Origin of the sequence: Aphanothece stagnina RSMan2012, assembly GCF_046764815.1 — a bacterium.
Classification (GTDB): Bacteria; Cyanobacteriota; Cyanobacteriia; order PCC-6307; family Cyanobiaceae; genus NIES-981.
In genome coordinates this window covers 1-25,494 of record NZ_JBKOUC010000004.1, presented here as the reverse complement: position 1 = coordinate 25,494, position 25,494 = coordinate 1, and the positions used below count along the sequence as shown (strand labels likewise).

The 25,494-nt window shown below is 63.1% G+C and carries 29 protein-coding genes; 16 read left to right on the top strand and 13 right to left on the bottom strand.

Annotated elements, in window-relative coordinates:
- Positions 1-4: 4 nt before the first annotated feature.
- The 5 genes from ACLNEE_RS03725 to serS form a co-directional block, all read right to left on the bottom strand.
- Entirely contained in the window at positions 5-2,131 is a 2,127-nt protein-coding gene (locus tag ACLNEE_RS03725) for a polyribonucleotide nucleotidyltransferase (protein ID WP_411421539.1), read from the bottom strand.
- A gap of 140 nt (positions 2,132-2,271) precedes the next feature.
- Positions 2,272-2,574 carry a 30S ribosomal protein S14 gene (gene rpsN / locus ACLNEE_RS03720; protein WP_411421540.1) on the bottom strand — a complete coding sequence of 101 codons (303 nt, stop codon included), beginning with the start codon at positions 2,572-2,574 and terminating at the stop codon, positions 2,272-2,274.
- Positions 2,575-2,610: 36 nt separating this feature from the next.
- On the bottom strand, positions 2,611-3,288 hold the full coding sequence (gene nth, locus ACLNEE_RS03715; protein WP_411421541.1) for an endonuclease III: 678 nt from the start codon (positions 3,286-3,288) through the stop codon (positions 2,611-2,613).
- 19 nt (positions 3,289-3,307) lie between these two features.
- On the bottom strand, positions 3,308-4,396 hold the full coding sequence (rseP, locus tag ACLNEE_RS03710) for an RIP metalloprotease RseP (protein ID WP_411421542.1): 1,089 nt from the start codon (positions 4,394-4,396) through the stop codon (positions 3,308-3,310).
- A 67-nt stretch (positions 4,397-4,463) separates the two neighbouring features.
- Positions 4,464-5,744: a serine--tRNA ligase gene (gene serS / locus ACLNEE_RS03705; RefSeq protein ID WP_411421543.1), complete on the bottom strand. Its 1,281-nt coding sequence runs from the start codon at positions 5,742-5,744 to the stop codon at positions 4,464-4,466.
- Positions 5,745-5,910: 166 nt separating this feature from the next.
- Between serS and ACLNEE_RS03700 the strand changes: the two genes are divergently transcribed.
- The 4 genes from ACLNEE_RS03700 to ACLNEE_RS03685 all read left to right on the top strand — a co-directional run bounded on the left by ACLNEE_RS03700 (position 5,911) and on the right by ACLNEE_RS03685 (position 9,939).
- Positions 5,911-7,881 carry a hypothetical protein gene (locus ACLNEE_RS03700; RefSeq protein ID WP_411421544.1) on the top strand — a complete coding sequence of 657 codons (1,971 nt, stop codon included), beginning with the start codon at positions 5,911-5,913 and terminating at the stop codon, positions 7,879-7,881.
- Positions 7,882-8,475, top strand: a complete 594-nt coding sequence (locus ACLNEE_RS03695; protein WP_412006781.1) for a type II secretion system protein J — start codon at positions 7,882-7,884, stop codon at positions 8,473-8,475.
- A gap of 32 nt (positions 8,476-8,507) precedes the next feature.
- A complete protein-coding gene (locus tag ACLNEE_RS03690; protein ID WP_411421546.1) occupies positions 8,508-9,143 on the top strand; it encodes a hypothetical protein in 636 nt (211 codons plus the stop codon).
- Positions 9,144-9,258: 115 nt separating this feature from the next.
- Positions 9,259-9,939: a type II secretion system protein gene (locus tag ACLNEE_RS03685; protein WP_412006780.1), complete on the top strand. Its 681-nt coding sequence runs from the start codon at positions 9,259-9,261 to the stop codon at positions 9,937-9,939.
- Positions 9,940-9,987: 48 nt separating this feature from the next.
- Here the strand turns inward: ACLNEE_RS03685 and ACLNEE_RS03680 are convergent, their stop codons facing one another.
- Positions 9,988-10,248 carry a NifU family protein gene (locus tag ACLNEE_RS03680; protein WP_411421548.1) on the bottom strand — a complete coding sequence of 87 codons (261 nt, stop codon included), beginning with the start codon at positions 10,246-10,248 and terminating at the stop codon, positions 9,988-9,990.
- A gap of 57 nt (positions 10,249-10,305) precedes the next feature.
- Positions 10,306-10,893 (bottom strand): hypothetical protein, encoded by a 588-nt coding sequence (locus ACLNEE_RS03675; RefSeq protein ID WP_411421549.1) that lies wholly within the window; start codon positions 10,891-10,893, stop codon positions 10,306-10,308.
- Between the two features lie 119 nt (positions 10,894-11,012).
- Between ACLNEE_RS03675 and lepA the strand changes: the two genes are divergently transcribed.
- The gene (gene lepA, locus ACLNEE_RS03670; protein WP_411421627.1) at positions 11,013-12,821 is read left to right on the top strand and encodes a translation elongation factor 4; all 1,809 of its coding nucleotides are present in this window, start codon (positions 11,013-11,015) and stop codon (positions 12,819-12,821) included.
- Between the two features lie 97 nt (positions 12,822-12,918).
- A complete protein-coding gene (locus ACLNEE_RS03665) occupies positions 12,919-13,485 on the top strand; it encodes a hypothetical protein (RefSeq protein WP_411421550.1) in 567 nt (188 codons plus the stop codon).
- Between the two features lie 2 nt (positions 13,486-13,487).
- Here ACLNEE_RS03665 and ACLNEE_RS03660 read toward each other — a convergent pair whose 3' ends face one another.
- Positions 13,488-15,200: a putative bifunctional diguanylate cyclase/phosphodiesterase gene (locus ACLNEE_RS03660; protein ID WP_412006779.1), complete on the bottom strand. Its 1,713-nt coding sequence runs from the start codon at positions 15,198-15,200 to the stop codon at positions 13,488-13,490.
- A gap of 168 nt (positions 15,201-15,368) precedes the next feature.
- Here ACLNEE_RS03660 and ACLNEE_RS03655 point away from each other — a divergent pair, with 168 nt between their 5' ends.
- Genes ACLNEE_RS03655 through ACLNEE_RS03640 form a run of 4 tightly spaced genes read left to right on the top strand, consistent with a single transcriptional unit; the run spans position 15,369 to position 17,518 of the window.
- Entirely contained in the window at positions 15,369-15,893 is a 525-nt protein-coding gene (locus ACLNEE_RS03655) for a hypothetical protein (RefSeq protein WP_411421552.1), read from the top strand.
- Positions 15,890-16,435 (top strand): hypothetical protein, encoded by a 546-nt coding sequence (locus tag ACLNEE_RS03650; protein ID WP_411421553.1) that lies wholly within the window; start codon positions 15,890-15,892, stop codon positions 16,433-16,435. The genes ACLNEE_RS03655 and ACLNEE_RS03650 overlap by 4 nt, the downstream gene beginning before the upstream one ends.
- Entirely contained in the window at positions 16,422-16,910 is a 489-nt protein-coding gene (locus ACLNEE_RS03645; RefSeq protein WP_411421554.1) for a hypothetical protein, read from the top strand. Before ACLNEE_RS03650 ends, ACLNEE_RS03645 begins: the two co-directional genes overlap by 14 nt.
- 32 nt (positions 16,911-16,942) lie before the next feature.
- Positions 16,943-17,518: a prepilin-type N-terminal cleavage/methylation domain-containing protein gene (locus ACLNEE_RS03640; RefSeq protein ID WP_412006778.1), complete on the top strand. Its 576-nt coding sequence runs from the start codon at positions 16,943-16,945 to the stop codon at positions 17,516-17,518.
- 25 nt (positions 17,519-17,543) lie between these two features.
- Here ACLNEE_RS03640 and ACLNEE_RS03635 read toward each other — a convergent pair whose 3' ends face one another.
- Both ACLNEE_RS03635 and ACLNEE_RS03630 read right to left on the bottom strand, forming a co-directional pair.
- Entirely contained in the window at positions 17,544-18,191 is a 648-nt protein-coding gene (locus ACLNEE_RS03635; RefSeq protein ID WP_411421556.1) for a hypothetical protein, read from the bottom strand.
- Between the two features lie 13 nt (positions 18,192-18,204).
- A complete protein-coding gene (locus ACLNEE_RS03630) occupies positions 18,205-19,785 on the bottom strand; it encodes a methyltransferase regulatory domain-containing protein (RefSeq protein ID WP_411421557.1) in 1,581 nt (526 codons plus the stop codon).
- Between the two features lie 21 nt (positions 19,786-19,806).
- Between ACLNEE_RS03630 and ACLNEE_RS03625 the strand changes: the two genes are divergently transcribed.
- Positions 19,807-20,091, top strand: coding sequence for a hypothetical protein (locus tag ACLNEE_RS03625; RefSeq protein ID WP_411421558.1), 285 nt, complete (start codon positions 19,807-19,809; stop codon positions 20,089-20,091).
- Positions 20,092-20,133: 42 nt separating this feature from the next.
- Here the strand turns inward: ACLNEE_RS03625 and ACLNEE_RS03620 are convergent, their stop codons facing one another.
- On the bottom strand, positions 20,134-20,610 hold the full coding sequence (locus ACLNEE_RS03620) for a prepilin-type N-terminal cleavage/methylation domain-containing protein (RefSeq protein WP_411421559.1): 477 nt from the start codon (positions 20,608-20,610) through the stop codon (positions 20,134-20,136).
- Positions 20,611-20,725: 115 nt separating this feature from the next.
- Between ACLNEE_RS03620 and ACLNEE_RS03615 the strand changes: the two genes are divergently transcribed.
- A complete protein-coding gene (locus ACLNEE_RS03615; RefSeq protein WP_411421560.1) occupies positions 20,726-22,069 on the top strand; it encodes a sensor histidine kinase in 1,344 nt (447 codons plus the stop codon).
- Here the strand turns inward: ACLNEE_RS03615 and ACLNEE_RS03610 are convergent.
- Positions 22,038-22,808, bottom strand: a complete 771-nt coding sequence (locus ACLNEE_RS03610; protein ID WP_411421561.1) for a response regulator transcription factor — start codon at positions 22,806-22,808, stop codon at positions 22,038-22,040. The genes ACLNEE_RS03615 and ACLNEE_RS03610 overlap by 32 nt on opposite strands.
- A gap of 53 nt (positions 22,809-22,861) precedes the next feature.
- Between ACLNEE_RS03610 and ACLNEE_RS03605 the strand changes: the two genes are divergently transcribed.
- On the top strand, positions 22,862-23,686 hold the full coding sequence (locus ACLNEE_RS03605) for an ABC transporter permease (RefSeq protein WP_411421628.1): 825 nt from the start codon (positions 22,862-22,864) through the stop codon (positions 23,684-23,686).
- A gap of 3 nt (positions 23,687-23,689) precedes the next feature.
- The gene (locus ACLNEE_RS03600; protein WP_411421562.1) at positions 23,690-24,064 is read left to right on the top strand and encodes a hypothetical protein; all 375 of its coding nucleotides are present in this window, start codon (positions 23,690-23,692) and stop codon (positions 24,062-24,064) included.
- Here the strand turns inward: ACLNEE_RS03600 and trmH are convergent.
- Entirely contained in the window at positions 24,024-24,713 is a 690-nt protein-coding gene (gene trmH, locus ACLNEE_RS03595; protein ID WP_411421629.1) for a tRNA (guanosine(18)-2'-O)-methyltransferase TrmH, read from the bottom strand. The genes ACLNEE_RS03600 and trmH overlap by 41 nt on opposite strands.
- A gap of 15 nt (positions 24,714-24,728) precedes the next feature.
- On the opposite strand from trmH, the gene ACLNEE_RS03590 reads away from it, so the two are divergent.
- Together ACLNEE_RS03590 and ACLNEE_RS03585 are read left to right on the top strand one after the other, a co-directional pair.
- Complete coding sequence (locus ACLNEE_RS03590; RefSeq protein WP_412006777.1) at positions 24,729-25,070, top strand: MGMT family protein; 342 nt, start codon at positions 24,729-24,731, stop codon at positions 25,068-25,070.
- Positions 25,063-25,494, top strand: a 432-nt coding sequence (locus ACLNEE_RS03585) for a transcription antitermination factor NusB (protein WP_412006776.1), incomplete at its 3' end; no start/stop codon positions are given. The genes ACLNEE_RS03590 and ACLNEE_RS03585, both read left to right, overlap by 8 nt.

Sequence of the window (25,494 nt, the reverse complement as noted above, 5' to 3'; positions counted from 1 at the left end):
GGCATCAGACGGGCACCGGTGCATCGGCCTGGGGCACGCCGCGCAGGGTGAGGTTGATGCGGCCGCGGTTGTCGATCTCTCGCACCCGCACCGTCACCTGATCGCCCACGTTCACCACGTCCTCCACCTTCTCCACCCGGGCTTCCGAGAGCTGGGAGATGTGGATCATCCCCTCCTTGCCGGGCAGGATCTCCACGAAGGCGCCGATCGGGATCACGCGGGTGACGCCGCCGGTGAACACCTCACCCTCGGACACGCGGCGGGTGAGGCCCTCGATGATGCGCTGGGCCTCCTCGGCCGCGGCACCGTCGTGACTGGCGATCGTCACGATGCCGCCGTCCTCGATGTCGATCTTGGTGTTGGTGCGCTCGGTGATGCCCTTGATCGTGCGGCCGCCGGGGCCGATCACGGTGCCGATCAGCTCGGGGTCGATACGGAAGCTGAGCAGGCGCGGGGCGTGGGGGCTGAGGGTGTCGCGGGGCTTGTCGATCGCCTCGAGCATCTTCTCGAGGATGTGCAGCCGGGCCGGACGGGCCTGGTTCACGGCCTCGGCCACGGTGCTCACCGCCAGTCCGGTGATCTTCATGTCCATCTGCAGGGCGGTGATGCCCTTCTCGGTGCCGGCCACCTTGAAGTCCATGTCGCCGAGGAAGTCCTCGATGCCCTGGATGTCGGTGAGGATGCGCACCTCCTCGCCTTCCTTGATCAGGCCCATGGCGGCCCCGCTCACCGGCGCCTTGAGCGGCACGCCGGCATCCATCAGGGCCAGGGTGCTGCCGCACACCGAGCCCATCGAGGTGGAGCCGTTGGAGCTGAGGCACTCCGACACCACGCGCAGCACGTAGGGGAAGGATTCCTTGGCGGGCAGCACCGGCACGATGGCGCGCTCGGCCAGGGCGCCGTGGCCGATCTCGCGGCGGCCGGGGGAGCGCATCGGCTTGGTCTCGCCGGTGGAGTAGGGCGGGAAGTTGTAGTGATGCAGGTAGGTCTTCTCGGTGGACGGGTTGAGGTCGTCCATCTCCTGGGCATCGCTGGGGGTGCCGAGGGTGGCGCAGGAGAGCACCTGGGTGAGCCCGCGCTGGAACAGGGCCGAACCGTGCACCCGCTTGGGCAGCACGCCGGCGGCGGCCTGGATCGGGCGCACCTCATCGAGGTTGCGGCCATCCACCCGCTTGCCCTCGCCCACGATCTGGGCGCGCATCAGCTTCTTGGTGAGGCCCTTGTAGGAGTTGCCGAAGGCCTTGCCGCTGGCGGCGGCCCGGATCGGGTCGTCGTCGGCGAGGGCGGTGATCTTCTCGCCGGCCTCAGCCTTGATGGCGTCGAGCTTGGCTTCGCGCTCGGCCTTGCTGAGGCTGAACTGCTTGAGCACCTCACCGATCGCCGCGCTGCATTCCTTCTCCAGGAAGGCGGGCAGGGTGGGGTCTTCGCTGCGCTCTTCGGGGAACACCTGCTCGATGCCCAGATCCTTGAGCAGGTTCTGCTGGGCCTTGATCAGTTCGCTCACCGCTTCGTAGCCGAAGTCGATGCCCTCGATCACGTCCTGCTCGGGCAGCTGGTTGGCGCCCGCTTCCACCATGATCACGCCCTGGGGGGTGCCGGCCACCACCAGGTCGAGGTCGGAGCGCTCGATCTCGCGGTAGCTGGGGTTGAGCACGAAGTCGTCGCCCAGCAGGCCCACGCGCACGGCGGCCATGGGGCCATGGAAGGGGATCTTGGCCAGCAGGGTGGCCATCGAGGCGCCGGTCACGGCGAGCACATCGGGCGGCACCCGCTCATCGAGCGACAGGCAGGTGGCCACGATCTGGAGGTCGTCCCGCATCCAGGCGGGGAACAGTGGCCGCATCGGGCGGTCGATCAGGCGGGCGATCAGGGTGGCGCGCTCGGGCGGGCGGCTCTCGCGGCGCATGAAGCTGCCCGGGATGCGGCCGGCGGCGTAGAGCCGCTCTTCGTAATCGCAGATGAGGGGGAGGAAGTCGATGCCTTCACGGCCGCCGGAGCGGGTGGCGGTGACCAGCACCGCCGTATCACCGCATTCGACCATCACCGAGCCCCCCGCCTGGGGAGCGAACCGACCGGTGGTCAGCCGGATCTCCCGACCATCGAAGGAGATCGACTGAGTTTGTCCTTGCACTGGGCCTTATCTCTCTTTGTCAAGGGGCATTCTCGCATTCGGCCCCCGGGGGCCGGGGGAACCCCTGCATTTTTCTAAGGCGCCCACAACAAAGGGCGCCCGCAGGCGCCCTCCGAAGCCTCAGGCGGCTTCAGCGGCTGTCACCAGGACGACTTGACCACGCCGGGCAGCTCGCCCTTGTGGGCCCGCTCGCGCAGCTGGTTGCGGCACAGACCGAAATCGCGGTAGACGCCGCGGGGCTTGCCGGTGGCCCAGCAGCGGTTGCGGATCCGGGTGGGGGCGCTGTTGCGGGGCAGGGACTGGATCTTGCGGTGGATGTCCAGACGCTCCATCGGGTCGGCGGCCGACTCGAAGGCGGCCTTGAGGGCAGCGCGCTTGGCGGCGAAGCGTTCCACCATCTTCTTGCGCTTCACGTCGCGCGCAATCATCGACTTCTTCGCCATGCGGGCTGGAGTGCGATCGGTAACGGATTCATGAGCCTACCCTGCGGCCCTCCCCGCCTCGCTCGCCGCCCCGGCTGCGGCGCTGGGGCAGAGGTCGGCGAGGCTGCAGCTGGCGCAGCGGGGCTTGCGGGCGGCGCACACGGCGCGGCCGTGGAAGATCAGCCGGATCGAGAGGGTCTGCCACTCCTCCTGAGGCACCAGCTGCATCAGATCGGGCTCGATCCGCGCCGGTGTGGCGTGGCGGCTGAGCCGCAGGCGCTGGGCCAGGCGGCCCACGTGGGTGTCCACCGTGACGCCGGCATTGAGGCCGTAGCACCAGGCCAGCACCACCGAGGCGGTCTTGCGGGCCACCCCCGGCAGCTGCAGCAGCTCCTCCATGCTGCGGGGCACCTCGCCGCCGTGCCGCTCGATCAGCAGCCGGGAGGCCCCCACGATGGCCTTGGCCTTGTTGCGGAAGAAGCCGGCCGACTTCACATAGGGCTCCACGGCCTCCGGTTCCACCGCCGCGGCGCTGGCGGCATCGGGGAACCGCTCGAACAGGGCAGGGGTGATCCGGTTCACCCGCTCGTCGGTGCACTGGGCCGAGAGCATGGTGGCCACCAGCAGCTCATAGGGCGTGCGCCAGTCGAGCGAGCAGGTGGCGTCGGGATAGAGGGCGCCGAGCCGCTCGAGGATCAGGGGAGCCCGGCGGCGGGCGGAGGGGAACCGGGGCATCGCCGCGGGGGGCTGGAGCTCAGCGGCTCAGCAGCTGCTGCACGGCCGGCAGCTGGGAGGTGTCCTTCACAATCAGCACCACGCTCAGGCCCACCAGAAACACGAAGCCCGACTGCATGAAGGCCATCTGGAACCGCTGCGGCAGTGGCCGGCCGCGCAGGCCCTCCAGCAGCAGCAGCACGAACTGACCGCCATCGAGCAGGGGGAGGGGCAGGGCATTGAGCACCGCCAGGTTGATCGAGATCAGGGCGGTGAAGAGAAAGAGGCTGCTGCCGCCCTCATGGGCCAGGGAGGCCCCCATCTCCACGATCTTCACCGGTCCGGAGACCTGGGAGGCCGTTTCGCCGAAGTGGGTGATCAGGGTGAGGAAGCCGCCGGCGGTGCGGCGGAGCAGCACGGCCGTATCGCGACCGGCCTGGCGGATCGGCTCGAGCGGGCTGCGGGGGCGACGGAACACCTCGGTGCCGTTGGGCTGGAGCTGGGCGCCGATGCGGCCCACGCCGCCCAGGTCGGCGGGGGTGAGCTGCAGGTTGACGCGCTGCTCACCCCGCTGGGCCACCAGGGCCAGGCGGCGCTCCGGCGAGGTCTTGATCTGCTCCACCAGGGTGGCCACGGCCTGCTGGCCGCCGCCGATGGTGGTGCCATCGAGGCTGAGGATGCGGTCACCGGGCTGGAGGCCGGCGCTGGCGGCGGCCTGGCCGGGCTGGACGCCGGACACCAGCACACCGGGGGTGGCGCTGAAACCGGAGGGGATGCCCACCAGGAAGCCTTGGGCCACCAGCACGGCAAAGGCCAGCAGCAGATTGGCCAGCACGCCGGCGGCGATCACCAGGGCGCGCTGGCGCAGGGGGCGGTTGGAGAGCAGGTCCGGGTCGTCCTTGGGGATGGCGCTGCTGTCGTCGTCGTCGGGGAAGGCCACGAAGCCCCCCAGGGGGATGGCCCGCAGGGCGAACTGCACGCCGCGTCGCTGGCGCTCCAGCAGCACCGGGCCGAAGCCGATCGAAAAACTGCTGACGCGGATGCCCTGCCAGGTGGCGGCGAAGAAATGGCCCGCCTCGTGCACCACGATCAGCCCTGCCAGGATCGCCAGTGCGGTGAGAACGCCCATCCAGTGCTGCCCGGGAATGCCTCCATTGTGGAGGACGTGGCGCAGCGGCCGCGTGGGGGCGCCGGCTTCAGGCGGGCGAACCGAGCCGCTCGCAGCGCATGTAGGGCACCAGGGCGGCGGGCAGCTGCACCGTGCCATCGGCCTGCTGGCCGTTCTCGAGCAGGGCGGCCATGGTGCGCCCCACCGCGAGGCCACTGCCGTTGAGGGTGTGCACCAGCTGGGTGCTCTTGCCGTCCTTGAGCCGGATCGAGGCCCGGCGGGCCTGGAAGTCGGTGCACACCGAGCAGCTGGAGATCTCGCGGTAGGTGCCGGCCCCCGGCAGCCACACCTCGAGATCGAATGTTCTGGCGGCAGAAAATCCCAGATCACCCGTGCAGAGCTCGATGCGGCGGTAGGGCAGCTCGAGGGCCTCGAGGATGGCTTCGGCGTCGGCGGTGATCTGCTCGTGGGCCTCGGCGGAGCGCTCGGGATGGCAGAACCAGTAGAGCTCCACCTTGTTGAACTGGTGCAGGCGGATCAGGCCGCGGGTGTCGCGGCCGTAGGAACCGGCCTCGCGCCGGAAACAGGGGGTGTAGGCGCAGTACCTGAGGGGCAGCTGCTCGGCGGGGATCAGCTCGTCGCGGTGGAAGGAGGTGAGCGGCACCTCGGCGGTGGGGGTGAGCCAGAGGTCGTCGTCGGCGCAGCGGAAGCTCTCCTCGGCGAACTTGGGCAGCTGGCCGGAGGCGGTGAGGCTGGCGCTGTTCACCAGGATCGGCGGCAGCACCTCGGTGTAGCCGCGGCTGGTGTGGCGATCGAGCATGAAGCTGATCAGGGCCCGCTCCAGGCGCGCGCCCTGGCCCAGCAGGGTCACGAAGCGGCTCTGGGCGATGCGCACGGAGCGCTCGGTGTCGAAGAGGCCCAGCCGCTCGGCGATCTGCCAGTGCTCCTCGAGACCACCCTCCTGGCGAGGGCTGCCCCAGCGCTTCACCTCCACGTTGTCGGCCTCGCTGCGGCCGTCGGGGGCCTCCGGCGCGGGGAGGTTCGGCAGGGCGGCCAGGGCCTCGCGCAGCTGCTGCTGCAGGGCCTTCTCCTGCTCCTCCAGGGCGGCGACCTCCTGCTTGATGGCGTTGCCGCGTGCCCGCAGGGCCTGCACCTCGGGCCCGTCCGGGGCGGCGCCGGCCCGGATCTGCTGGCCCACCTCCTTGCCGATGCGGTTCCCCTCGGCCTGGAGGCTGCTGCGCTGCTCCTGGAGATCCCGCTCCTGGAGCGCGATCTGCTGGAGGGCGGTGAGGTCGGGGCTGAGTCCGCGGCGGGCCAGCGGCACGGCGATCAGGGCCGGGTCGTCGCGCAGCAGGCGCTGGTCGAGCACGGGGGGAGGTGCGGGTTCTTGTGAGGTTAGAAGCTGATGATGGTCACACCGACCTGGAGGAACTAGGATCTGAGGAGACGCGAAAGCCCCTGTATCAATGGGGATTTGACCAGTACCTGCTCGATCAGATATGCGAGGCCCGAAGAAGTTCCATAGCCTGTCCTCCATGCTCCTACTGCGCAGCGCCCTGAGTACTGCCCGTTTTCGAGCCAGGCCTACTTCACCCAAATCCGAAGAAGGCTATGCGCTGCAACTGGCACTCATCATCTCGGTGGCGCTAGTAATCGGAGTCGCAGCGTTTGCCTCCAGAACCGGAGCTGGATTATTTGGCGCTGCGTCTCAGACCGTCAACCGTGAAGCACGCGATACGGCCGAAAGTGCGATCAACGAGTTCATTAATACCTTTAACCGAGAAGAGAATCGTTATCTCTTGACCGCCGGTAGCTCCAGCGTGTGGGGAAGCGACGGGTCAATTAATCCTTGTACAAAATATGATACCACTGGAGCAGTAGTCGATGCAGATGGGCGTGAACCCTCGGCCTCTGTTAGTAAATTTGTCCCAGTTGGAGCAAATGGCCCTTTTCAGGATTTCGACGCAGCTACAAGTACTGTGTCGCGAAGATTCAAAGTTGAATCTATTTCTTATTTAGATTCCAACAAAAATACATATAACCAAAATGATACTCAATTCATCAGCAACATACGAAGAGGTGGCAATAGAACCCTGATCAGGATTGTCGTGATTTCTGAGGTTGCGGAATCAAATGGAAGGAAAAGTAGGGCTAGGGTGGCAAGGGAACTCGAAGTAGTTCCTAAATGCTGCAAGCGCTCTTTCCCTCAGAACAGCATTGGGGCGAAGAATTGGGGTCGTGACACAGACTCCTGCGGAGGAATTAAAGGTGGTGGAGGTAATGGAATTATTTCCGGAATGAATGGTGGGGTGCCATCGGGTCAGCCGGCGCCAGAAATCCTTGATGAATTCGGTAATATCGTTACCCAAGCGCTCTGCTGGGGTGGTGATGATACAACCGTAGAAAACTATGGCAGCGATGCATCAATCCTTGATGGCACTCCTAATACTGCTTGTGAAGAGGATCAATTGAAGATCGCTACCAATGGAGCACCAAGCAACTCAGGCATAAGCTTTGCTGAAACTTTGTTTAATTATATTCCTCCAGTATACAACGAGAGTCTTAACCTGGCTGTGTCCGATGGTGATGTCAGCGAGATTCAAAATAGATATTTGGATCTTAATACTATAAACAGCGATTTTTATATTTATTATAATCCGACAAATATACCTGCTGAAACAAGGCTTACTAATCCCTTGCCGGCTAACAATCCTGCTCGTATTTATAGGGATGATTCTGGCAGCGGCCCGGAGTACAGTGCAGCGAGGCCAGGTCAAGTTCTGTTGTGCAGGGTTTTCAACAATGGTGTCAATAACTGTAGGCCTATACTAGACAGTAGCGACACTACTGGCCATGATGTTTGTTACGTTGTTGCTACAGCTAGTGGTTCAAATCTCTATGATGAGGTAAACTGCCGTCTCGGGCGGATTTGGCTGCGAAATAATAACAGCCTGACTATTGACACTAGCAACGCAAAAATCAATTTCTTCTTCGATCAAGATAGTACCGACGCTAGTTTCAACTACGTAGCCTCTGGCAACTCTAATCCAACGGGAAATTTAGTCATCAAGCGCGTTCAGTGCGCTCTAGATACTCCTGTGAGCACTGCCACTCGTTGTCAAAGTCCTATTGAATGGTCTACCACAGATCCCCCTGCGAGCCTATCCTTCCAGTCGATTTACGATTCCACTACTGACCCCCAGAAGTATATTGGTGACCTGCTTAACTTTTTCATCACTGGTCTGGGGAATTGGGTGGTGCAGGGCACTAGCGATAGTATAGGTTTCAATCTTTATGCACCAGCTGTTGATGTAAGCTTCAACGGTGATACCAGTTTCATGGGCCGCATCTGGTCCGATGGTTTGGACGTCCAGGGTGCTGGGAGCGTGACTATTCGAACACTCAACAGCAATCCTGATTTTTGTACAGGAGATAATTGCCCTCCACCTGGGGCTCCAATTATCGACTTCATGGCTCGAAGCTTTACCCAATCCCAAGGGTTCTAGATGCCAATGTCAAGCATAATTCTCCAAAACCATACAAATCTGCGCGAACAAGGGTTTAGCATCATTGAAGCCTTGATCGCATCTGTTATTGTTGCAGTGGTCATAGGGGCAACTTTTCGTTTTTTTGGTACAACTGTAAGTACGATTTTTAAATCCGGAGAGATTGCATCGGCCAATTCTATCATTGATGCAGATATTTCCAGAATTCTTACCCTTTCCGAGACCTACAATGCTTGTACCGTTCCGACGGGCACATTTGTAGACTGTCCGACCGCCGAGTTTGGTGATTCTTGGTATTATTTCCCCCAGCCAACAGCAGGGGATCCAGTGCAAACTGAGGCAGACGTGCAAGCCTTCTTCGACGCTTGTAACTACCCCACAGTCCCTACAACTGTTGCCAAGCACATCACGCAAGACTTCGTCAGTCAAATTGGCACTTCTGATGTCTCAATTGGCTCTAGAGTCACTAGATTAGCCGCCCTTAGGCAAAGTCCGAGCGACCCGTCTGATCATATTGTTGTGGTGCGCTGGCGGCATCCTGGGTTTGAAAGAGTTCTCAAGATTGCTCCAGTAGTATCCTCTTGGTGTCCATAATCTCCATGCCTGCTCACTCTGTGCCTAGGTATTTGCGTTCTCTGCGTTATCATCCTCTCAGGAGATGCTCACAATCCAAGGCACACAGGTGTGGCGGCTATAGTCTTGCTGAGCTACTTGTCATTGTTGTTATCCTGGGCCTTGCTGCAGCAATCAGTACTGCAGGTCTTTTTTCAGTTATCAGGCGTGAACGCATCAACTCTGTGGCTTTGGAGATTGCTGGCTGGATTGAAAGGACCCGAAATCTTGCCGCCAGAGAGGTTGCATCGAATGAAGAACTTGGGGGTTGTGAAATTAGTTTTGTTGCCAATGGATTAAGTGGGCCATACGATGCAGCAAATCCTACGTTGGCGACAACATCTTGTGCAAATGACACCGCTGTTGATCTAGATGCCTCTGGGAATGTGGCTCCACCCCTTAGGCTTCCGCCCGGCTTTGAAGGTGAGATTTTTATGAATACAACTTCGTCGAACATTGTATTCACTCCGCGAGGCACATGGAGTCTGGACAGCGATGGTTCTTTGGGTGATTTTCAAATCAAGATAGTTTTGGGTGGTAGCGGCCCCATGCGGTGTATTCGCCTCTCTACAATGCTAGCGGCTGTTGATATTGGCGTTGCAAATACTGCGGATACATCAGATGACTGCGCAAATTTTTCAGCAATCTAAACGACTCTCCAAGGCCATGTCACATTCCGTTGATCTTTTAAGAGCACTTGGGCCGACTACTATAAAGGCCTCGAGTAAGTCAAGGCTTAAGGTCTGTAATGTGGGTTCCTTAGGTATGACGCTTCCTGAGATTCTTGTCGCTCTTGTGATTACTGCAGTAATAATCGCCGGGGTTGGCAATGTGCTATTGAATCATATGTTTGATGCGCGTAGGGTAGAGAGGGCTCAGCGCCTCCGTGAAGATTCCAATAGAATCAATTACCTGATCGCTATAGAGGCGGCAGAGGCATCAGCAATTAACACAGACCCGGGCCTGCAAGTTGCTAATTGCAATGAAGACAATGGAGAGGATGCCGAATTCTCGTTGACTATTCCATGGCAGGAGACCACGACCTATGGGCCTGGTGCTGAGTCCTCGACTGTTTATTACTACAATCAGACTGCTCCTGATGGTGTCGCGACCATCAAGCGCTGTGGCCCGAAAGTGACAAAGAATGGGAGGCTTATCCACAGCAATGATACATATCAATCCGGAACTGTTTACAGGGGTGGAGAGATTGTATTGCCAACCGATTGTAGTGTCAGTGTTGATAGCTCGGGAAGCTTGACTCAGGGAGGCACCACGAGCAGGCAGCTTGTTTACAATTTACAAATTGGTAGCCTGTCTGATCAATTATTCGCAAGATGTCAAGTTGCAAAAGCTAAGACTGTATTTGTATGCAACCCTCCAATCCCTAATAGCGATGGATCCTTTACCCTAGATGTAGGTGACTGTCCTCCGCCGGCCTCTCCGTAAATATCATGTAGGGGGGAAGATCAAGAATTTCTCTTGATCAGGCCAGCTTCACAGCACTTGCACCACCTCACTCACCTCAGGAATCGCTTCCCGCAGCTTCCGCTCGATCCCCATCTTCAACGTCATCGTGCTGCTCGGGCAAGAACCGCAGGCCCCCTGCAGCCGCACCTTCACGATCGGGCCGTCGATCTCCACCACCTCCACGTTGCCGCCATCGGCCATCAGGTAGGGACGCAGCTCATCGAGGGTGCGCTCCACGTTCTCGATCGTGAGGGCACGGGGATCTGAGGCCGGCGCTTCGGTGGTCATGGCAGGCGTTCTGTGGAAGTGAACGCAGCATAGAAAGCCATCCGCTGGCCTGGCTGCTCAGAGGTTGTAGAGGGTGAAGAAATTCAGGGCCGGGTCCGGTCGCCCGAGGGCTCGCCAGCGGGAGAGCAGCTGGTCGAGAAGCTTGCCGTACTCCTCGGAGCGGCGCCACAGCCAGATCAGGTAGACGATCCCTGGAAGCACGCCGCAGAGCAGCAGCAGCACCGTGATCAGCGTGTGGCGGCGCCGGGAGCCCATGTAGGGGAAGCGCCGGCCGCTGCCGATCGCCCAGGCGAGGGCCCGAACCTTCTCCTCCTGCATCCTGAGCGTCTGCTTGTCCACCTCAGGGGGCCTGCCGGGCCTGGTGACCTCCGCCTTGGAGAGTTGCAGGAGCTCACGGGCCACCTGGCGCCGGTAGGCCAGCATCCGCCGTGCCTCGGGCAGCGCGACCCTGGCGATCAGCTTGCCCTCGCTGGTCTTGAGGGCGAGGCTGGTGCGGCTCAGCACCGACTGCTCCAGCGAGGCGCGAAGCCCGTCGGAGAGTTTTCCCTGCTGCCGCGCAATGTCCTGGGCGGCGGCGAACAGGAGCACCTGGCCGTCCTGGCGGCTGGTCCGTCGTCGTTCCGGTGTCCCCGTACCCCTGGACATTCTGCGAAATGACCCGTCCACGCAGCCAAACTACAGGCACCTCCGCACCACTGCCTAGGATCTGTCAGCGTACTCCCCCTGCCGCCGACCAGTTCTCGGGGGCGGCCCGAACCCAGCGCATGACCGACGTTCCCGTCTCCCGCATCCGTAATTTCTGCATCATTGCCCACATCGACCACGGCAAGTCCACCCTGGCGGACCGGTTGCTGCAGACCACCGGAACCGTGGCGGAGCGGGACATGCAGGAGCAGTTCCTCGACAACATGGAACTGGAGCGCGAGCGCGGCATCACGATCAAGCTGCAGGCGGCTCGGATGGAGTACACGGCCGCCGATGGCGAAAACTACATCCTCAACCTGATCGATACCCCCGGCCATGTCGATTTCTCCTACGAGGTGAGCCGTTCACTCCAGGCCTGTGAAGGCGCCCTGCTGGTGGTGGATGCGAGCCAGGGTGTGGAGGCCCAGACCCTGGCCAACGTCTATCTGGCCCTGGAGAACGACCTGGAAATCATTCCGGTGCTCAACAAGATCGACCTTCCCGGCGCCGACCCCGAGCGGATCGCCGCTGAAATCGAGGCGATCATCGGGCTCGACTGCTCCAACGCCATCCACTGCTCCGCCAAGACCGGTCTGGGGGTGCCGGACATCCTGCAGGCCGTGGTCGAGCGCGTGCCGCCTCCCGCCGACACGATCCAGGAGCCGCTGCGGGCCCTGATCTTCGACTCCTACTACGACCCCTACCGCGGCGTGATTGTCTACTTCCGGGTGATCTCCGGCACCATCCGCCGCAAGGACAAGGTGTTGCTGATGGCCTCCGGCAAGACCTACGAACTCGATGAGGTGGGGGTGATGGCCCCCGATCAGCGCCAGGTCGATGCCCTCCATGCCGGTGAGGTGGGCTACCTGGCCGCCTCGATCAAGGCGGTGGCCGATGCCCGTGTCGGTGACACCATCACCCTGGTGGCGAATCCGGCGGCCGCACCGCTGCCTGGCTACACCGAGGCCAAGCCAATGGTGTTCTGCGGCCTCTTCCCCACCGACGCCGACCAGTACCCCGACCTGCGCGACGCCCTCGACAAACTGCAGCTCTCCGATGCGGCCCTGCGCTACGAGCCGGAAACCAGCAGCGCCATGGGTTTCGGCTTCCGCTGCGGCTTCCTCGGCCTGCTGCACATGGAGATCGTGCAGGAACGGCTGGAACGGGAGTACAACCTCGATCTGATCGTCACCGCCCCATCGGTGGTCTACCAGGTGAACATGCTCGATGGTGCGGCGCTGATGGTCGACAACCCCGCCACCCTGCCCGATCCGCAGAAACGGGAGTCGATCGAGGAGCCCTACGTGAGCCTGGAGATCTACACCCCCAACACGTTCAACGGCACCCTGATGGAACTGTGCCAGGAGCGGCGCGGTGAGTTCGTGGACATGAAGTACATCACCACCGACCGGGTCACCCTGCACTACGAGATGCCCCTGGCCGAGGTGGTGACCGACTTCTTCGATCAGATGAAAAGCCGCACCAAGGGCTATGCCTCGATGGAGTACCACCTGATCGGCTACCGCCGCAACGATCTGGTGCGGCTGGATGTGCTGATCAACGGCGAGAAGGCCGACCCCCTCACCACCATCGTGCACCGCGACAAGGCCTACAACGTGGGCCGGGGACTGGTGGAGAAGCTCAAGGAGCTGATCCCCCGCCAGCAGTTCAAGATCCCGATCCAGGCCTCGATCGGCAGCCGGGTGATTGCCTCCGAGAGCATCAGCGCCATGCGCAAGGATGTGCTCGCCAAGTGCTACGGCGGCGACATCTCCCGCAAGAAGAAGCTGCTGCAGAAGCAGGCCAAGGGCAAGAAGCGCATGAAGGCCATGGGCAAGGTGGATGTGCCCCAGGAGGCCTTCATGGCGGTGCTGAAGCTCAACCAGTAGGCCAGTCGCTCAAGGGCACTTCTGCAGCTGGCTCCCTGGCGGCTTGACGCCCCATCCAGCTTCGCGAAAATTAACTGCATTTCTTTACGCCACCTGCGTGTCCTGGACCAACCTTGTCAGCAAGCCTGACTGGATCACGGCATCGAAACTCAAGGGCAAAGAATCCACGATCGTGCAGCTGCGGGGTAACTCCACCTGGCTGAGTCAGCCGGTGGCATGGGACGCCACCCTGAAGGTCTCGGGCCAGAAGCAGCGCCTCAAGGCTGCCAAGGGGCTGATCAAGCCCAGGGACATCGTGACCGGCTACAGGATCGACAATGCGATGGCCCGCAGCTGGAAGGGGATCGGCTCCAAGGGCAGCGATGTGTTCGACTTCCAGGCCAATGCAGGCGCGATCACCAAGCGGGCCACCAGTGTGATCAACTTCAAGAAGGATGATGCCCCGGACAGCTTCTTCTTCACCAACAACACCCGCACCCATGGGCCGTTCAATCACATGCAACGCTTTGTGATCAAGAACTTCGGCCGCGAAGACACGGTGACCCTGCGTAACATCGGGCGCAGCTTCGGTTACAGCGACCTCGTCTCCTACGGCAATGGGGTGATGGGGTTCAGCGGCGTCGATCCCACCAAGCTGCGGGTGGTGCCGATCCAGGGTCTCTGATCTCAGGGCCTCTGATCCGGACGTCCGGCCGGGGTTGCCTGCAGGCGATCCCGGCCAAAGCGGATCAGATCGTCGGTCAGCATCGGCCGGCAGAAGAGGTAGCCCTGAAAGTACTGGATGTTGAGGCCCCTCAGGGTCTGGAAGGTGTCGGCAGTTTCCACCCCTTCCGCCACCAGGTCCAGATCCATGTGCGCGGCCATGCTGGCGATCACGGTCACGATCTGATCGGCGTAGGGATCGAGGCCCAGCCCCTGCATGAAGGAGCGGTCAATCTTGATTTCATTCGGGCGCAGAGCCTGGAGCACGTTGAGCGAGGAGTGGCCGGTGCCGAAGTCATCCAGGGATATCCTGAAACCGGCCTCCCGCAGCTTCACCAGGTTGGTCTGGGTGGCTTCGTTGCGTTCCAGTACCACCATCTCGGTGATCTCCAGGGTGATCAGGCTGGGAGAGATGCCGGCATGGCCCACCATGGCCATCAGCCGTTGATGCAACTCCGGATTGTTGAGCTGGGAAGGGCTCATGTTGATCGAAAGGCGCAGGCTCTTCAGATCGAGCTCCTGGCGGATCTGCTGGTAACCCCGTAGGGACAACGCCACGATCTGTTCACCCAGATCGTTCATCAGCCGGTAGCGTTCTGCCACCGTGATGAACCGATCCGGTGGAATGCCACCCAGCGTCGGATGCTGCCAGCGGGCCAGCGCTTCGAGGCCATCCCAGCTGCCACTCGCGGTCACCAACGGTTGGAAGGCCATCTGCAGGGAATGGGTCCGCAGCGCCTCCTTCAGATCGCTGAACAGGGTGTAATCGTCCCAGCCCCTGCCACTGGCCTCGTGATCGAAGAGGGCCACCCGCCGGTATTTCTGCTGCTTCGCCTGTTCCACCGCGGCATTCAGCTGGCGCAGCACCGTTTCGCCGTTGCCCTGCCCCGGTTCCACCACGCAGACCCCCACGCTCACGCTGATGTGGAGGCGCCTCTCGCCCAGGTCGAGGGATTCCCCGAAGGCCTCCACCAGCCGGTTGGCGAAGCTGTGGGCATGGGCCTGCAGCTTGGCTGCACTGGCGGCCTTGATGGCCGACGCATCCATCAGCAGGGTGAACTGATCGTGGCCCTGGCGGGCCAGGAAGTCGCCGATGCGTACCGTCTGCCGCAGGCGCCGGGCCACGGCGATCAGCACCTGCTCGGCCTCGGCATCCCCGTAGGTGTCACTGAGGTTGCGGAAGCGGTCGATGTCGACCAGCAGCACGGTGAAGGGGCTGCCGGCCCGCAGGGATCGGGCTGCTTCCACCTCCAGCTGTTCGACGAACTGGCGCCGGTTCGGCAGGAGGGTGAGGGGATCGATCCGATCGAGGGCGCGGGCCGCCTGCAGCAATCCTTCCAACTGGGAGGCCAGGTGGTGCAGCTGGGAGTGGATGGGGCGTCGATGGCGGCATCCACCAGCTGGGGCGCGCTCTGCCGCCGCCGATCCGGCCTGGGGCGGCGGAGTACTCCCCAGCCGGGTGAGCAACCCCTCCAGTTGGTGGCTGCTCTGGCGCAGCCGCTGGTTGGTCTGGCGCGTCTCCTGGATCTGCTGCAGGCGGGTTCGTCGCAGCGTCAGCTGATCGCGCAGCCGTACCGCCGCCAGCAACGGCACCGGCAGCAGGATCAGGGGGCCGTGGAGCTGGGTGAGCCGCAGCAGGGCCACCGCGCCCAGCCCGCCCACGCCCAGGTGAAACATCCGGCGCTTGGGGGATCCCGAGCGCCAGGCCCGATGCTCTTCCTTCCACCACGCCCGGAGGCTCAGGAGCCGTGGTCGCATCAGGAGTCACATTCGCCCTCAAGGTACCGAGGGGGTGCAAGGGCAGCGGTGTGGCAACGCTGACCCCGTGTTGCGCTCCTGCCTGCCTTGAAACGTACCTGGCTGCCCCCGCCTGCGGCCGAACGGGGGTTCCTGCTGCCGCTCGCCACCACCGGGGCGATGCTGTTGATCCTGAGCAGCCTCTCGCTGCAGGGCATGGCCCTGCAGCAGCGGGCCCAGGTGGCGGCCCAGCAGCGGCTGCGGCAGCTGGAGGACCGCCTGATGTCCGCCGCCCAGACCGTGGCCGGCCGGCTGCAGCGCCGCCATCGCTGTCTGCTGGCCCTCGATCAGAACGCCTGGACCCTGGCGCCCTGTGTGGGAACCGGGGAGTTGCCCGGGCTGTTGGCGGGGGAGAGCGAAGGCGGCCCCTACCGTCTGGTGGGCTATTGCGCCGGCAGTGGTCGCGGTGAGCTGTTGCTCGAGCTGGGCGGCACCACGCCAGGCCGGCGGGGGGCCTTCGCGCTCGACTGGGTTTCAGGGACGACGGCCGAGCCCCAGCTGCGGGGCCTGCGGGAGCTCGGGCTCCGCTCCGCCACGGCGCCTTCTCCGGTTTGCGGGGAGGTGCAGCCATGAGCCTGGCCGAAGTGCTGGTGTCGGCGGTGGTGTTCACCGGGTCCGCCACCTGTTCCCTGCAGCTCTGGAGCACGAGCACCCAGTGGACCCAGCGGGCCCAGCAGCAGCGCGAACAGCTGATCGAGCTCGATGGCCGCCTGCTGGCCGTCCAGGCCGAACTCGAGCAGCTGGCCGGCCAACCCGTCGCGGCCGACTGTGGCGCGGCGGCGAGCTGGCTCGCTGCCCATCTGAGCGACCTGGAGCCGCGGGGAGAGGGGGTGCTGCTGCGCGTTGAGGGGCAGAGCGGCCTGGAGCGGGAACGCTGGCTGGATCCGGCGGCTTACGGCCTCTGTGGTGCTGCCGAGCCGGTGGACATGGCGTCTGGACTGCCCGGCGACGCGGGGGGCAGCAAAGAGGCCCTCGATCTGGATGCCGTCGAGCCGAGCAGCATCGGGTCTGGCGGTGAGGCTCCTCTGCAGGAGGTCTCCATGGAGCCTGGCTCCGCCCCAAAGCCGCTGAGCGGTGCGGACGCTTCTGGAGGATCCAGTGATGGCCAGCCCTGAGACAAGCTCCGGTCAGGTGGCCGGTTACACCCTGGTGGAGGCGCTGCTGGCGGTGGCGATCCTGGCGCTGATGGCCGCGTTGGTGCTCGGTACTGGCCGGCAGCAGCTGGCTGCTGGCCGGGTGGAGGCGGCGGCAAGGCGGCTGGGCAGTGAGCTGGAGCGCAGCCGCCAGCAGGCCGAGCGGAGCGGCACCCCGCTGCTGCGGGCCCTGGAGGGCCCGGGTGGGCTGGTGGAGGAGATCCGTAGCGGCGACGCCAGCCTGGAGCTGCACCACAACCTGCCGGCCCAGCTGCGCTTCACCGCGAATGGCCTGGTGATCGATGGCGGCACCGTGGTGATCAGCAGTCCTGGAACGACGTTGCGCCGCTGCCTGGTGATGGCGCTGCCGCTGGGTTTCACGCGCGTCGGCCGCTACGGCGCTGATCCCGGGGCCGGTCTGAGCAGCAGCCTCTGCCGCCCCGACCCCACACTCTGATTCCGATGCGCAAGGCCATGGCCCCACAACGGTTGCGTTGCTCTCGTGCCGGAGGCTTCACGCTGGTGGAGCTGCTGTTGGCCCTGGTGCTGGGAGGCATGCTCAGCGCGCTGATGCTGCAATGCCTGCTGGCGGAGGGTCGTGGCGGCCAGCGATTGGCGCGGTTGCTGCGGGAACGCCAGGCTTCGCAACGGGTGCTGGAGCTGGTGCGCTCCGAGCTGCAGCTGGCCAGCGTGGTGGAGCTGGGAGATTCTGGTGGGGGTGTGTTGGTGCCGGCCTGCAATCTTGGTGGGCGGACCCTGGTGATGCAGTTCCAGACCCCTGCCGGGGTGATCAGCTACACCCAGGGGGCGGCGCCGGATCCGATCTGGCGGGGGGAAGTGCTGATGCGCTGTGGGCCGGCCTATGGTCTAGACGGGACTTGGAGCGGCGGCTCGCCGCTGACGCGGGTAGTCATCGATGCGTTGCCGTCCGATGGGGGATTGATGGTCAACTCAAGCCCAAATGCTGGGTTTCTGCAACTGGAGCTTGTACGTCGATTCGCAGATGGGACTCTCCTCCGTCAGCGTCAGGGGGTTACAGCTAGGGCAGCGTTTGCAGGGAATTGAAACCGTCGCTGATAAGAAGTGGCTGTTAAGCGTCAAAGTTGTGATATAGGAATGAGCCGTCTGGGCGCCTCACTAAATTTCCTTGGTAAGCGCCGGTTCTAGAGATGCGGTCCCAGTACTGCATCTTATCGGTTCCAAAGGTGAAGGAGAGTAGTTCTACGGGAGGGGCGCAGATTCCAGGCTCGGTTGAGTGCACAAATTTGTCGCCGAAGATAATACCTTTGCCAAGCTTATAGGGATATCGCCCTTCCGATCCGTCTGTCTTCCGGTAAAGAAGTGCCGCAGGAGGCTCGCCGAGTTGTAGGGGTGTGATCAGGGTGAAGGCCTGCTGATAGGTGTCGACCCAGTCTTCATGGAAGGTGGGCGCTGAACAATGACCTCGCCTAACTAGGAATCCCGAATAAAGGCGTGGTCCCTGTTCAAGGTCGAGAAGGGGCCTGACGGTGTCGGCAATGTGCAGAGCCTCGAAAAGATCTCTAAAGGCTTTGAACATCGTCAATGTATTGGGAGAAATCCACTGGATATCGCTTTGCCAGGGAGGATGCTCAACGTGAAAATCCGCAGTGTTGAGATTGGAAGCCAGGGAGGGTTTGAACTTGTTAATGTGTCGCAAGTCGATATCGACTTCCAGCACATTAAGTGCATCGAGTTTGGCGTTGTGGAAGGGAAACACGATTTTGCAGCTGTCAACACTGGGATGATGATTTATTGTACATGCCCAGTGACCTCAGATATCCAAAGCGCTGGCTGATAAAACGATCAATACCCTCTTGCAGTGTGTTGATCTGGGTGGCGGTTTTCTTGATAGGATGACCGTCTTGATCTGTGATCTGGATTCCTCTAGAGGCAAGTTCCATAAGCAAGCAGCTTGCTAGGAGTTCGCCTTCCAAGCCCTCGGCCAAGCCTTGTGCCATCAGCTGCTCTTGGGTGCTCACGAATACTGCTTGCCCAATACAAGAAGCGAGCCTCCACTCGAAGATTATTCCTTCCTCTCGCAGCTGCTCGAGTTCTCGGTTGACTTGCTCACAGATCTGGCTTGCAGCTCGTCCGGGTTGGCCTCGGTCCAGCCCAAGTCTGCCTCCATGCAGCAGCAAACCGATCTGAGTGAAGAGATTCTCCGGGTTGCTTTCCCACTCTGGTAGGGAGGAGAGGGATCTTGGACCATCCGCAAAGTGCGCTTCAATGGTTTTGTAAACTTCAAGATCACCGGTGAGCTTTCCATAGCTGGTACGAAATTCGTAGTTTTCCGTTTCAGGCGCTTCTTGCTGCCTCACTGCAAGACGGGCCAAAAGACGAGCTCTTTGGCCCGGCGGAAGCGGGCATGGGCCGCGGGAAAAGATGTCGTATCGAAATCCTTTGTTGGTAGCCAAATCCACCATGAGCTCTCGCAGAAAGGGGCTGGGCTCCTCTTGGAGCAACTTCTTAAGCTGATTGGAGAGCAGCTGCGGAAAGAGTTCGCTGAAATTTGCGGGGCCGATGTAACTCAGTTTCTCTGCATGGCAGCGCTCATGGAACTCATCAACGTAGAGGGGCTGCCAGCCATCGTTGGCATACTCCTGGCTCAGATATGTGGGATCCTGTTTCTGAAGGTAAGTGAGTTCATCCCGCAACAAGGGAAGTGCATTTGCCAGAAGACTTGGTTCTTCAGGAGTGCTGAGCAATGACTCCAGGGTCGCAGCTGCACGCCGGGTTGCTAAAAGAGCTGAGCTTGGGTCACTTCGTCGGCGCTCATGGGTAATAAGTCTGTGAAGACTTGTTCTTCCTAGCCAACCTGGTAGGCAGTTGTAAGAGCAGTAAAAAAGTCCGCCCGGTCGAAGAGCAGCCGCTGCAGTGGAAAGCAGCGCCCGCTGCACAGGATGTACCACCCAGGTTGCGACACCATGAGAAACGACATAGTCGAAGCGTGGCGATGTAGTATGATTAGAACTTACTGTGGAGAGATCGCCGGCCAAGGCGAGGAAATCAGCTTCGAGAAAGCGGATGTTGCTCAGTCCCAGCCGCTTGGCTAGGGCTTCAGCCTCGGCTATGTGTACCGGTAGGAAGTCTACGCCGACGAATGTGCCCTCTGGGTATAAGGCTGCGAGCATGCAAAGGCCGTAACCAGTGCCGCAGCCCAGATCGAGATAGCTAAAAGGCAGGCCTTCCTCTAAGCGGCCTGGAGTCACCCCCTTGACTAGAGCCGCAAAATCTATCCAAGAAGGGGTTGTCTCACGGAAGTAGCCTCGAATATAGGAGGCGTGGGAAAAATACCCGTGATCCCAGCTCATGGAAGTAAGAATCGGATTGTGATGCTAAAGGTGATTGGGGAGATATTTGAACTCAAGTCTCCATGTGCCGAAAGAAGCTCAATAAGCGGATTGGTTATCATTGCATCCAACTCCGGCATATTGCAAGCGCAGGGCAATGATGTCGCTTGTGGGGCTTGCCTTATGGATTTTATGGCATTGAAGGCGGACGGCGCAGCTTTTAAGGCGCATTGCTCCATGCTCGAATGCGGATTTGTCTTATTCTACATTCTGCCGACTTCAAAACAAAAAAGCAGCCGATTGGCTGCTTTGGAACGGTGTGGTTGAAAGAAGCGTGTCTTCGGGGTTTGAACACCAGGGTAGGGGAGCTTATCCCCTTGCTGGCTGGCAGCCGTCGGTAAGCACACCCTTGGTCCATCCAGTAGCCGTGGCGCATGTGGTTAGTTCCACGGAACCGTCAGACCCCAATTCAGCAATGGGGGCTGTAATCAGGCCAAACGATGTGATAGGGGTACTGTACTTTGCACCGGTCCCTGCAGCAGGGCATCCAGGGGCTGCAGCAGTGGAGGTGATATTTTTCGCAAGTTTATATGAGGCTTCTTCGCCTGTGATCTGCAATGCAGTGCAAGCTCTGGCAGCATCCACTACGGCAGTCTGGGCTGAACTTACCCTCGCCCGGCCTTGCTGGTTCAGGAAGGCCGGGATGGCGATCGCTGCGAGCACCCCAATGATGATCACAACGATCAGCAGTTCAATCAGGGTGAAACCTTGATCGCCTTGCATCTTGTTGAGCTTATGCAGAAGGCTGCGCTTGAGAAGCAGTGCGCTGCGGTCGGGTCTGGCCATGGTGCGGGGGGGCGCTTCCAAATGGTATCTCGATCAAGTATGAAGCACATGCAGGGGGTTTGCCAGTCGGTTCCAGGAGACTTGTCTGAGAATTCCCTGAAGATGTGGCCATTAGATGTCTACCCAGTCGCTGAGGGTGTGGTTGCAGAGCGGTTTGGTGCTGGCGGTGCTGGCCGGTTACGGGCTGCTGCTCCTGCTGAACCAGGCCGTGGCGAGGCAGCAGCGTCAGTCGGCCCATCAGCAACTGGTCGCCGGGTTGGCCGCCAACCTCCAGGAGCGTCTTGACGCCGGCGAAAGCTGGGCCCACCTGCGGGAAGTCACGCCGATCCCAGGCCTGGAGCTGGAGCTGCTTGCTGATCCAGTGCCCGAGCACCCTGCCGCGCCATGGCTGGAGCAGCGTGGCGTCGACACCTGGATGGTGAGTCGCGTGCCCCTGTCTCTTCCACAGGGCCGAGCCGGCGAGTTGGTCGTTGCTCAGGACATCAGCCTGTCGCTGCTAGGAGAGCAGCTGGCCTTCTGGGTGACGGTGATTGGGGCCGGCACGTCCACGTTGATCACCAGCAGCCTGATGCGCCTTGTCCTGCGTCAGGGGCTGGTGCAACCCCTGCGCCATTTCACCCGCCTGCTGGATGCGATCCAGCCGCCGCCCGCCCAGCTGCAGCTCATCCGTCTGCAGGAGCAACCGGTGGAGCTGAGGCCCATTGCCCATGCCTTCAACAGGATGCAGACCCGTCTTCTCGACTCCTGGGAGCATGAACGCCTGTTCGTGGATGGGGTGGCCCATGAGCTGCGCACTCCGCTCACTCTGATCAGCGGCCACGTGGAGAGGCTTCAGCGTCAACTGGCTACCACTCCCCAGGAGGCGGAGCTTCGGCTGATTCGCACTGAGGCTGATCGCATGGTGCGGATGGTCAAGGATTTGCTCGACCTCGCACGCCACGATGGCAATCGGCTGTCACTCGCCTGCCGTGAAATCGTGGGAGAGGAGGCGCTTCTGGCCGTTTTTGAGCGCATGATGTCTGTGGCTCCAGGCCGACTGCGCCTTCAGGGGCCGTCTCCGGAAAACGACCCCCCTGCCACTGGTTTCGGGGATCCGGAACGGCTGGAGCAGTGCCTGATATGCCTGGTCGATAACGCCCTCCGCTACAGCCCTTCCTCCTCTTCAGTGACGCTGGCCTGCGAGCCAGCCGCCGGGGGGGGGCTGCTCCTGCACGTGCTGGATCGTGGACCCGGCGTGGCTCCAGCCGAACGGGACCTCATCTTCGGACGTTTCGTGCGTGGGTCGGCAGCAGCTGCCGCAGGGGCTCGCAGCAATGGCATCGGACTGGCCCTGGCGAAGACTCTGATCGAGGCGATGGGCGGAACCGTGAGGGTGGTGGGGCGTCCTGGCGGTGGAGCGGACTTCCAGCTGGAGCTGCCACCACCGGTCAGGACTTGGGTGGCCCCTCCTGCAGCATGAAGCCCACCCCGCGCACTGTCTGAATCAACGTGGGTTCACCTGCGGGTTCCAGCTTGCGGCGCAATGTCCGGATGTAGACATCGAGCACGTTGTCGTCGCCGACCCAGCACTCGCCCCAGATCTCTTCCATGATCGCGCTGCGTTCATGCACCTGCTCTGGCTGTCGCAGCAAGTAGAGCAACAGTACATACTCCGTGTTGGTGAGGTGCACCGATTGGCCCCCACGGCTCACCGATCGACTGGGCAAGTGGAGTTCCAGATCGGCCAGCCCCAGGGTCGCATCAGCCTTGTTTTCGCTCCCATCCCGCCCGGTGCGCCGCAGCCGGGCCCGCACCCGGGCCAGCAGTTCCTCGATCGAGAAGGGCTTGGTGAGGTAGTCGTCGGCGCCGGCATCGAGCGCCTCCACCCGTTCACGCACGTCATCACGGGCGGTGACCATCATCACGGCGGTGTCGTCGCCGGTGGCGCGCAGCCGGCGGCAGATCTCCACCCCGCTGAAATCCGGCAAAGACCAGTCCAGCAGCACCAGATCCCAGCGTTCGGCACGGATCAGGCTCAGGGCCCGCTGGCCGGTGGCCGCCTCGCAGCACTGGTGGCCATCCAGTTCCAGTTCGGTGCGCAGGAACTCCCTCAGCTCGGCGTCGTCATCGACGATCAGCAGTCGGGCTGTAGACACGGCGGCGGACTGGGGCTCCTCGGCCTCCAGTCTGGCGGTGAGGTTGACGGTTGAATGGGCCAAGCTTCTTTGCCCCCGTGCTCCTGAGCTGGCGCCCCACCACCCTCTCGGCCCGCATGGCCCGCTGGGGCGTGCTGATCGTGGTGAGCTATGCCCTCGTGGCGGTGCTGACGCCGCTGCTGGTGCAGGCCGGCTGGCTGCCGGATCCCAACGCCGGTCTGCATAACCCCATCTATGCCCCGCCCTCGCTGCAGCACTGGTGCGGCACCGACCGGCTCGGGCGTGATGTGTGTGTGCGCACCCTGGCCGCCAGCGGTGTGGCCCTCCAGGTGGTGGTGCTGGCGCTGGTGGTGGCCCTGCTGGTGGGGGTGCCGCTGGGGATGGTGAGCGGCTATCTGGGCGGCTGGGTGGACCGGCTGCTGGTGCTGCTGATGGACACCCTCTACACCCTGCCGGTGCTGCTGCTCTCGGTGGTGCTCGCCTTCCTGCTGGGCCGGGGCCTGCCCAATGCGGCCGCGGCCCTGTGCGTGGTCTACATCCCCCAGTACTTCCGGGTGGTGCGCAACCAGAGCGCCCAGGTGAAGGCGGAGCTGTTCATCGAGGCGGCCCGCTCGCTCGGGGCCGGGCCGGTGTGGATCCTGCGCCGCTACCTGCTGCGCAACGTGATCACCTCGGTGCCGGTGCTGCTCACCCTCAACGCCGCCGACGCGGTGCTGGTGCTCGGCGGCCTCGGCTTCCTGGGCCTGGGGCTCCCTGAAACCATCCCCGAGTGGGGCGGGGATCTGCAGCAGGCCCTCACCGCCCTCCCCACCGGCATCTGGTGGACCGCCCTCTATCCCGGCCTGGCCATGTTCGTGCTGGTGCTGGGCCTCTCCTTCCTGGGCGAGGGGCTGGAGAGCTGGCTGAGTGGCAACGCCCAGGCCGGCCGGGCTGCCAGCTGAGGGTTGCCGCGCCAGAATCGAGTTCTGCAGCAGGCTCCGGCGGAGCCCTTCGCCATGCCCTGGTGGTTGGATCTGGTTCTGCTCTCCGCCGCCGTGATCCTCTGGTTCAGCGGCAGCGCCGATCAGGATGACGTCTGGAGCCTGCTCCAGCGGATGCTCGCAGTCGTCGCCCTCGCCGTGGTGCTGCTCGGCGGCCGGCAGATCCCCCTCGAGCTGCTGGCCCTGGGGGTGGCCCTGTGGTTGCCCAGTGCCGGCAGCCGCCGGCTCTCCAGCGGCGGCCTCATCCCCACCGATACCGCCGCCGAAGAGCATCCCGAGCAGCACGGTGGCGGGCGGTTCAATGGCGGAGCCGCACGGTCCGCGGCAGCGCCTCGCTGATCGCCCCTTCGGCGTCCAGCGGCGGATAGGCCCGTCCCTCGCGACGGCACCAGGCCGCCACCTCCGGGTAGGCCCACTCGAACAGCCGCCGCTGGTAGTGCTCCGGCGCCAGCCCCTCCCCCTGGCACGGCACCAGGCCGGCGGCCTGGCGCTGGCGCAGGGCCTCGAACAACAGCGTCGCGGTGGCCACGCTCACATTCAGCGACTGCACCATGCCGCTCATCGGGATCACGATCGCCTGGTCCACCAGGGCGGTGGCCTCGGGGCTCAGGCCCCACTTCTCCGCCCCCAGCACGAAGGCGGTGGGGCCGGTGAAGTCGCACTGGCGGTAATCCACGGCGTCGGCGCTCAGGTGCGTGCCGTAGAGGCGGAAGCCCTGCCGCTTGAGGGCCGCCACGGCGTCGGCCGCGCTGGGGTGCCGGTGCAACGGCACCCACTTCTGGCTCCCCTGGGCGGTGCTGTTGAAGGTGGGCAGCCGCCCCTCCAGCCACACCGCATGGGCTTCCAGCACGCCCACGGCATCGCAGCTGCGCAGGATCGCCGAGAGGTTGTGGGGCTTTTCCACGTGCTCCAGCAGCACGGTGAGGTCGGCCATGCGGCGATCCAGCACCGCCTTGAGGCGCTCGAAGCGGCGGGGCAGCAGGGGCATGGCCAGGATGCGGGCATGGAGCTTCCCAGCTTCGATCAGCGCGTCTACGCCATGGTCCGGCGCATCCCCCGCGCCCGGCTGGCCACCTATGGCCAGGTCGCCGAGGCGATCGGGGCCTATGGCTGCGCCCGCCAGGTGGGCTGGGCGCTGCGCCGCCTGCCCCTGCCTTCGCCGGTGCCCTGGCACCGGGTGGTCAATGCCCGCGGGCAGATCAGCTTCACCCCCAGCCGTGAGGGCAGCGACTGGATCCAGCGCGAGCTGCTGCTGGCCGAAGGCATCCCGGTGGATGCCGAGGGGCGTCTGCCGCTGGGGCGCTATCTGTGGGTGCCGCCCCTGGACCCGCCGCCGCTTGGCTGAATCCGCTTCCATCGGCCTGGAGCCGCGCCAGCTGGCCTGGCAGGTGCTGCAGGCGGTCGCCGCTGGCGCCTATGCCGATGTGGCCCTGGAGCGGGCCCTGCAGCGCAGTCCGCTGGAGGGGGCGGACCGGGCCCTGGCCACCGAGCTGGCCTACGGGGCCATCCGCCAGCGGCGGCTGCTCGACGCCTGGCTCGATGCCCTCGGCCGGGTGCCGGCCGAGCGCCAGCCGCCGCGGCTGCGCTGGCTGCTGCATCTGGGCCTGTACCAGCTGCTGTTCAGCCAGCGGGTGCCCGCCTCCGCGGCGGTGAGCACCACGGTGGAGCTGGCCAAGCGGGCGGGGCTGGGACGGCTGGCCCCCGTGGCCAACGGCCTGTTGCGCCAGGCCCAGCGCCGTCGCGAGGGGCTGGCCGCCTCCGCCGGCAGC

Bases quoted from the DNA above. Each gene is read 5' to 3' on its own strand.
- ACLNEE_RS03625 (WP_411421558.1), top strand. From the start codon at position 19,807: ATGCTAAAGGTGATTGGGGAGATATTTGAACTCAAGTCTCCATGTGCC.
- ACLNEE_RS03620 (WP_411421559.1), bottom strand. From the start codon at position 20,610: ATGGCCAGACCCGACCGCAGCGCACTGCTTCTCAAGCGCAGCCTTCTG.
- rseP (WP_411421542.1), bottom strand. From the start codon at position 4,396: ATGGGCGTTCTCACCGCACTGGCGATCCTGGCAGGGCTGATCGTGGTG.
- rpsN (WP_411421540.1), bottom strand. From the start codon at position 2,574: ATGGCGAAGAAGTCGATGATTGCGCGCGACGTGAAGCGCAAGAAGATG.
- ACLNEE_RS03630 (WP_411421557.1), bottom strand. From the start codon at position 19,785: ATGAGCTGGGATCACGGGTATTTTTCCCACGCCTCCTATATTCGAGGC.
- nth (WP_411421541.1), bottom strand. From the start codon at position 3,288: ATGCCCCGGTTCCCCTCCGCCCGCCGCCGGGCTCCCCTGATCCTCGAG.
- ACLNEE_RS03700 (WP_411421544.1), top strand. From the start codon at position 5,911: ATGCTCCTACTGCGCAGCGCCCTGAGTACTGCCCGTTTTCGAGCCAGG.
- ACLNEE_RS03645 (WP_411421554.1), top strand. From the start codon at position 16,422: ATGGCCAGCCCTGAGACAAGCTCCGGTCAGGTGGCCGGTTACACCCTG.
- ACLNEE_RS03605 (WP_411421628.1), top strand. From the start codon at position 22,862: ATGGCCCGCTGGGGCGTGCTGATCGTGGTGAGCTATGCCCTCGTGGCG.
- ACLNEE_RS03660 (WP_412006779.1), bottom strand. From the start codon at position 15,200: ATGTTTCACCTGGGCGTGGGCGGGCTGGGCGCGGTGGCCCTGCTGCGG.
- trmH (WP_411421629.1), bottom strand. From the start codon at position 24,713: ATGCCCCTGCTGCCCCGCCGCTTCGAGCGCCTCAAGGCGGTGCTGGAT.
- ACLNEE_RS03695 (WP_412006781.1), top strand. From the start codon at position 7,882: ATGCCAATGTCAAGCATAATTCTCCAAAACCATACAAATCTGCGCGAA.
- ACLNEE_RS03685 (WP_412006780.1), top strand. From the start codon at position 9,259: ATGACGCTTCCTGAGATTCTTGTCGCTCTTGTGATTACTGCAGTAATA.
- ACLNEE_RS03615 (WP_411421560.1), top strand. From the start codon at position 20,726: ATGTCTACCCAGTCGCTGAGGGTGTGGTTGCAGAGCGGTTTGGTGCTG.
- ACLNEE_RS03680 (WP_411421548.1), bottom strand. From the start codon at position 10,248: ATGACCACCGAAGCGCCGGCCTCAGATCCCCGTGCCCTCACGATCGAG.
- ACLNEE_RS03590 (WP_412006777.1), top strand. From the start codon at position 24,729: ATGGAGCTTCCCAGCTTCGATCAGCGCGTCTACGCCATGGTCCGGCGC.
- ACLNEE_RS03650 (WP_411421553.1), top strand. From the start codon at position 15,890: ATGAGCCTGGCCGAAGTGCTGGTGTCGGCGGTGGTGTTCACCGGGTCC.
- lepA (WP_411421627.1), top strand. From the start codon at position 11,013: ATGACCGACGTTCCCGTCTCCCGCATCCGTAATTTCTGCATCATTGCC.
- ACLNEE_RS03675 (WP_411421549.1), bottom strand. From the start codon at position 10,893: ATGTCCAGGGGTACGGGGACACCGGAACGACGACGGACCAGCCGCCAG.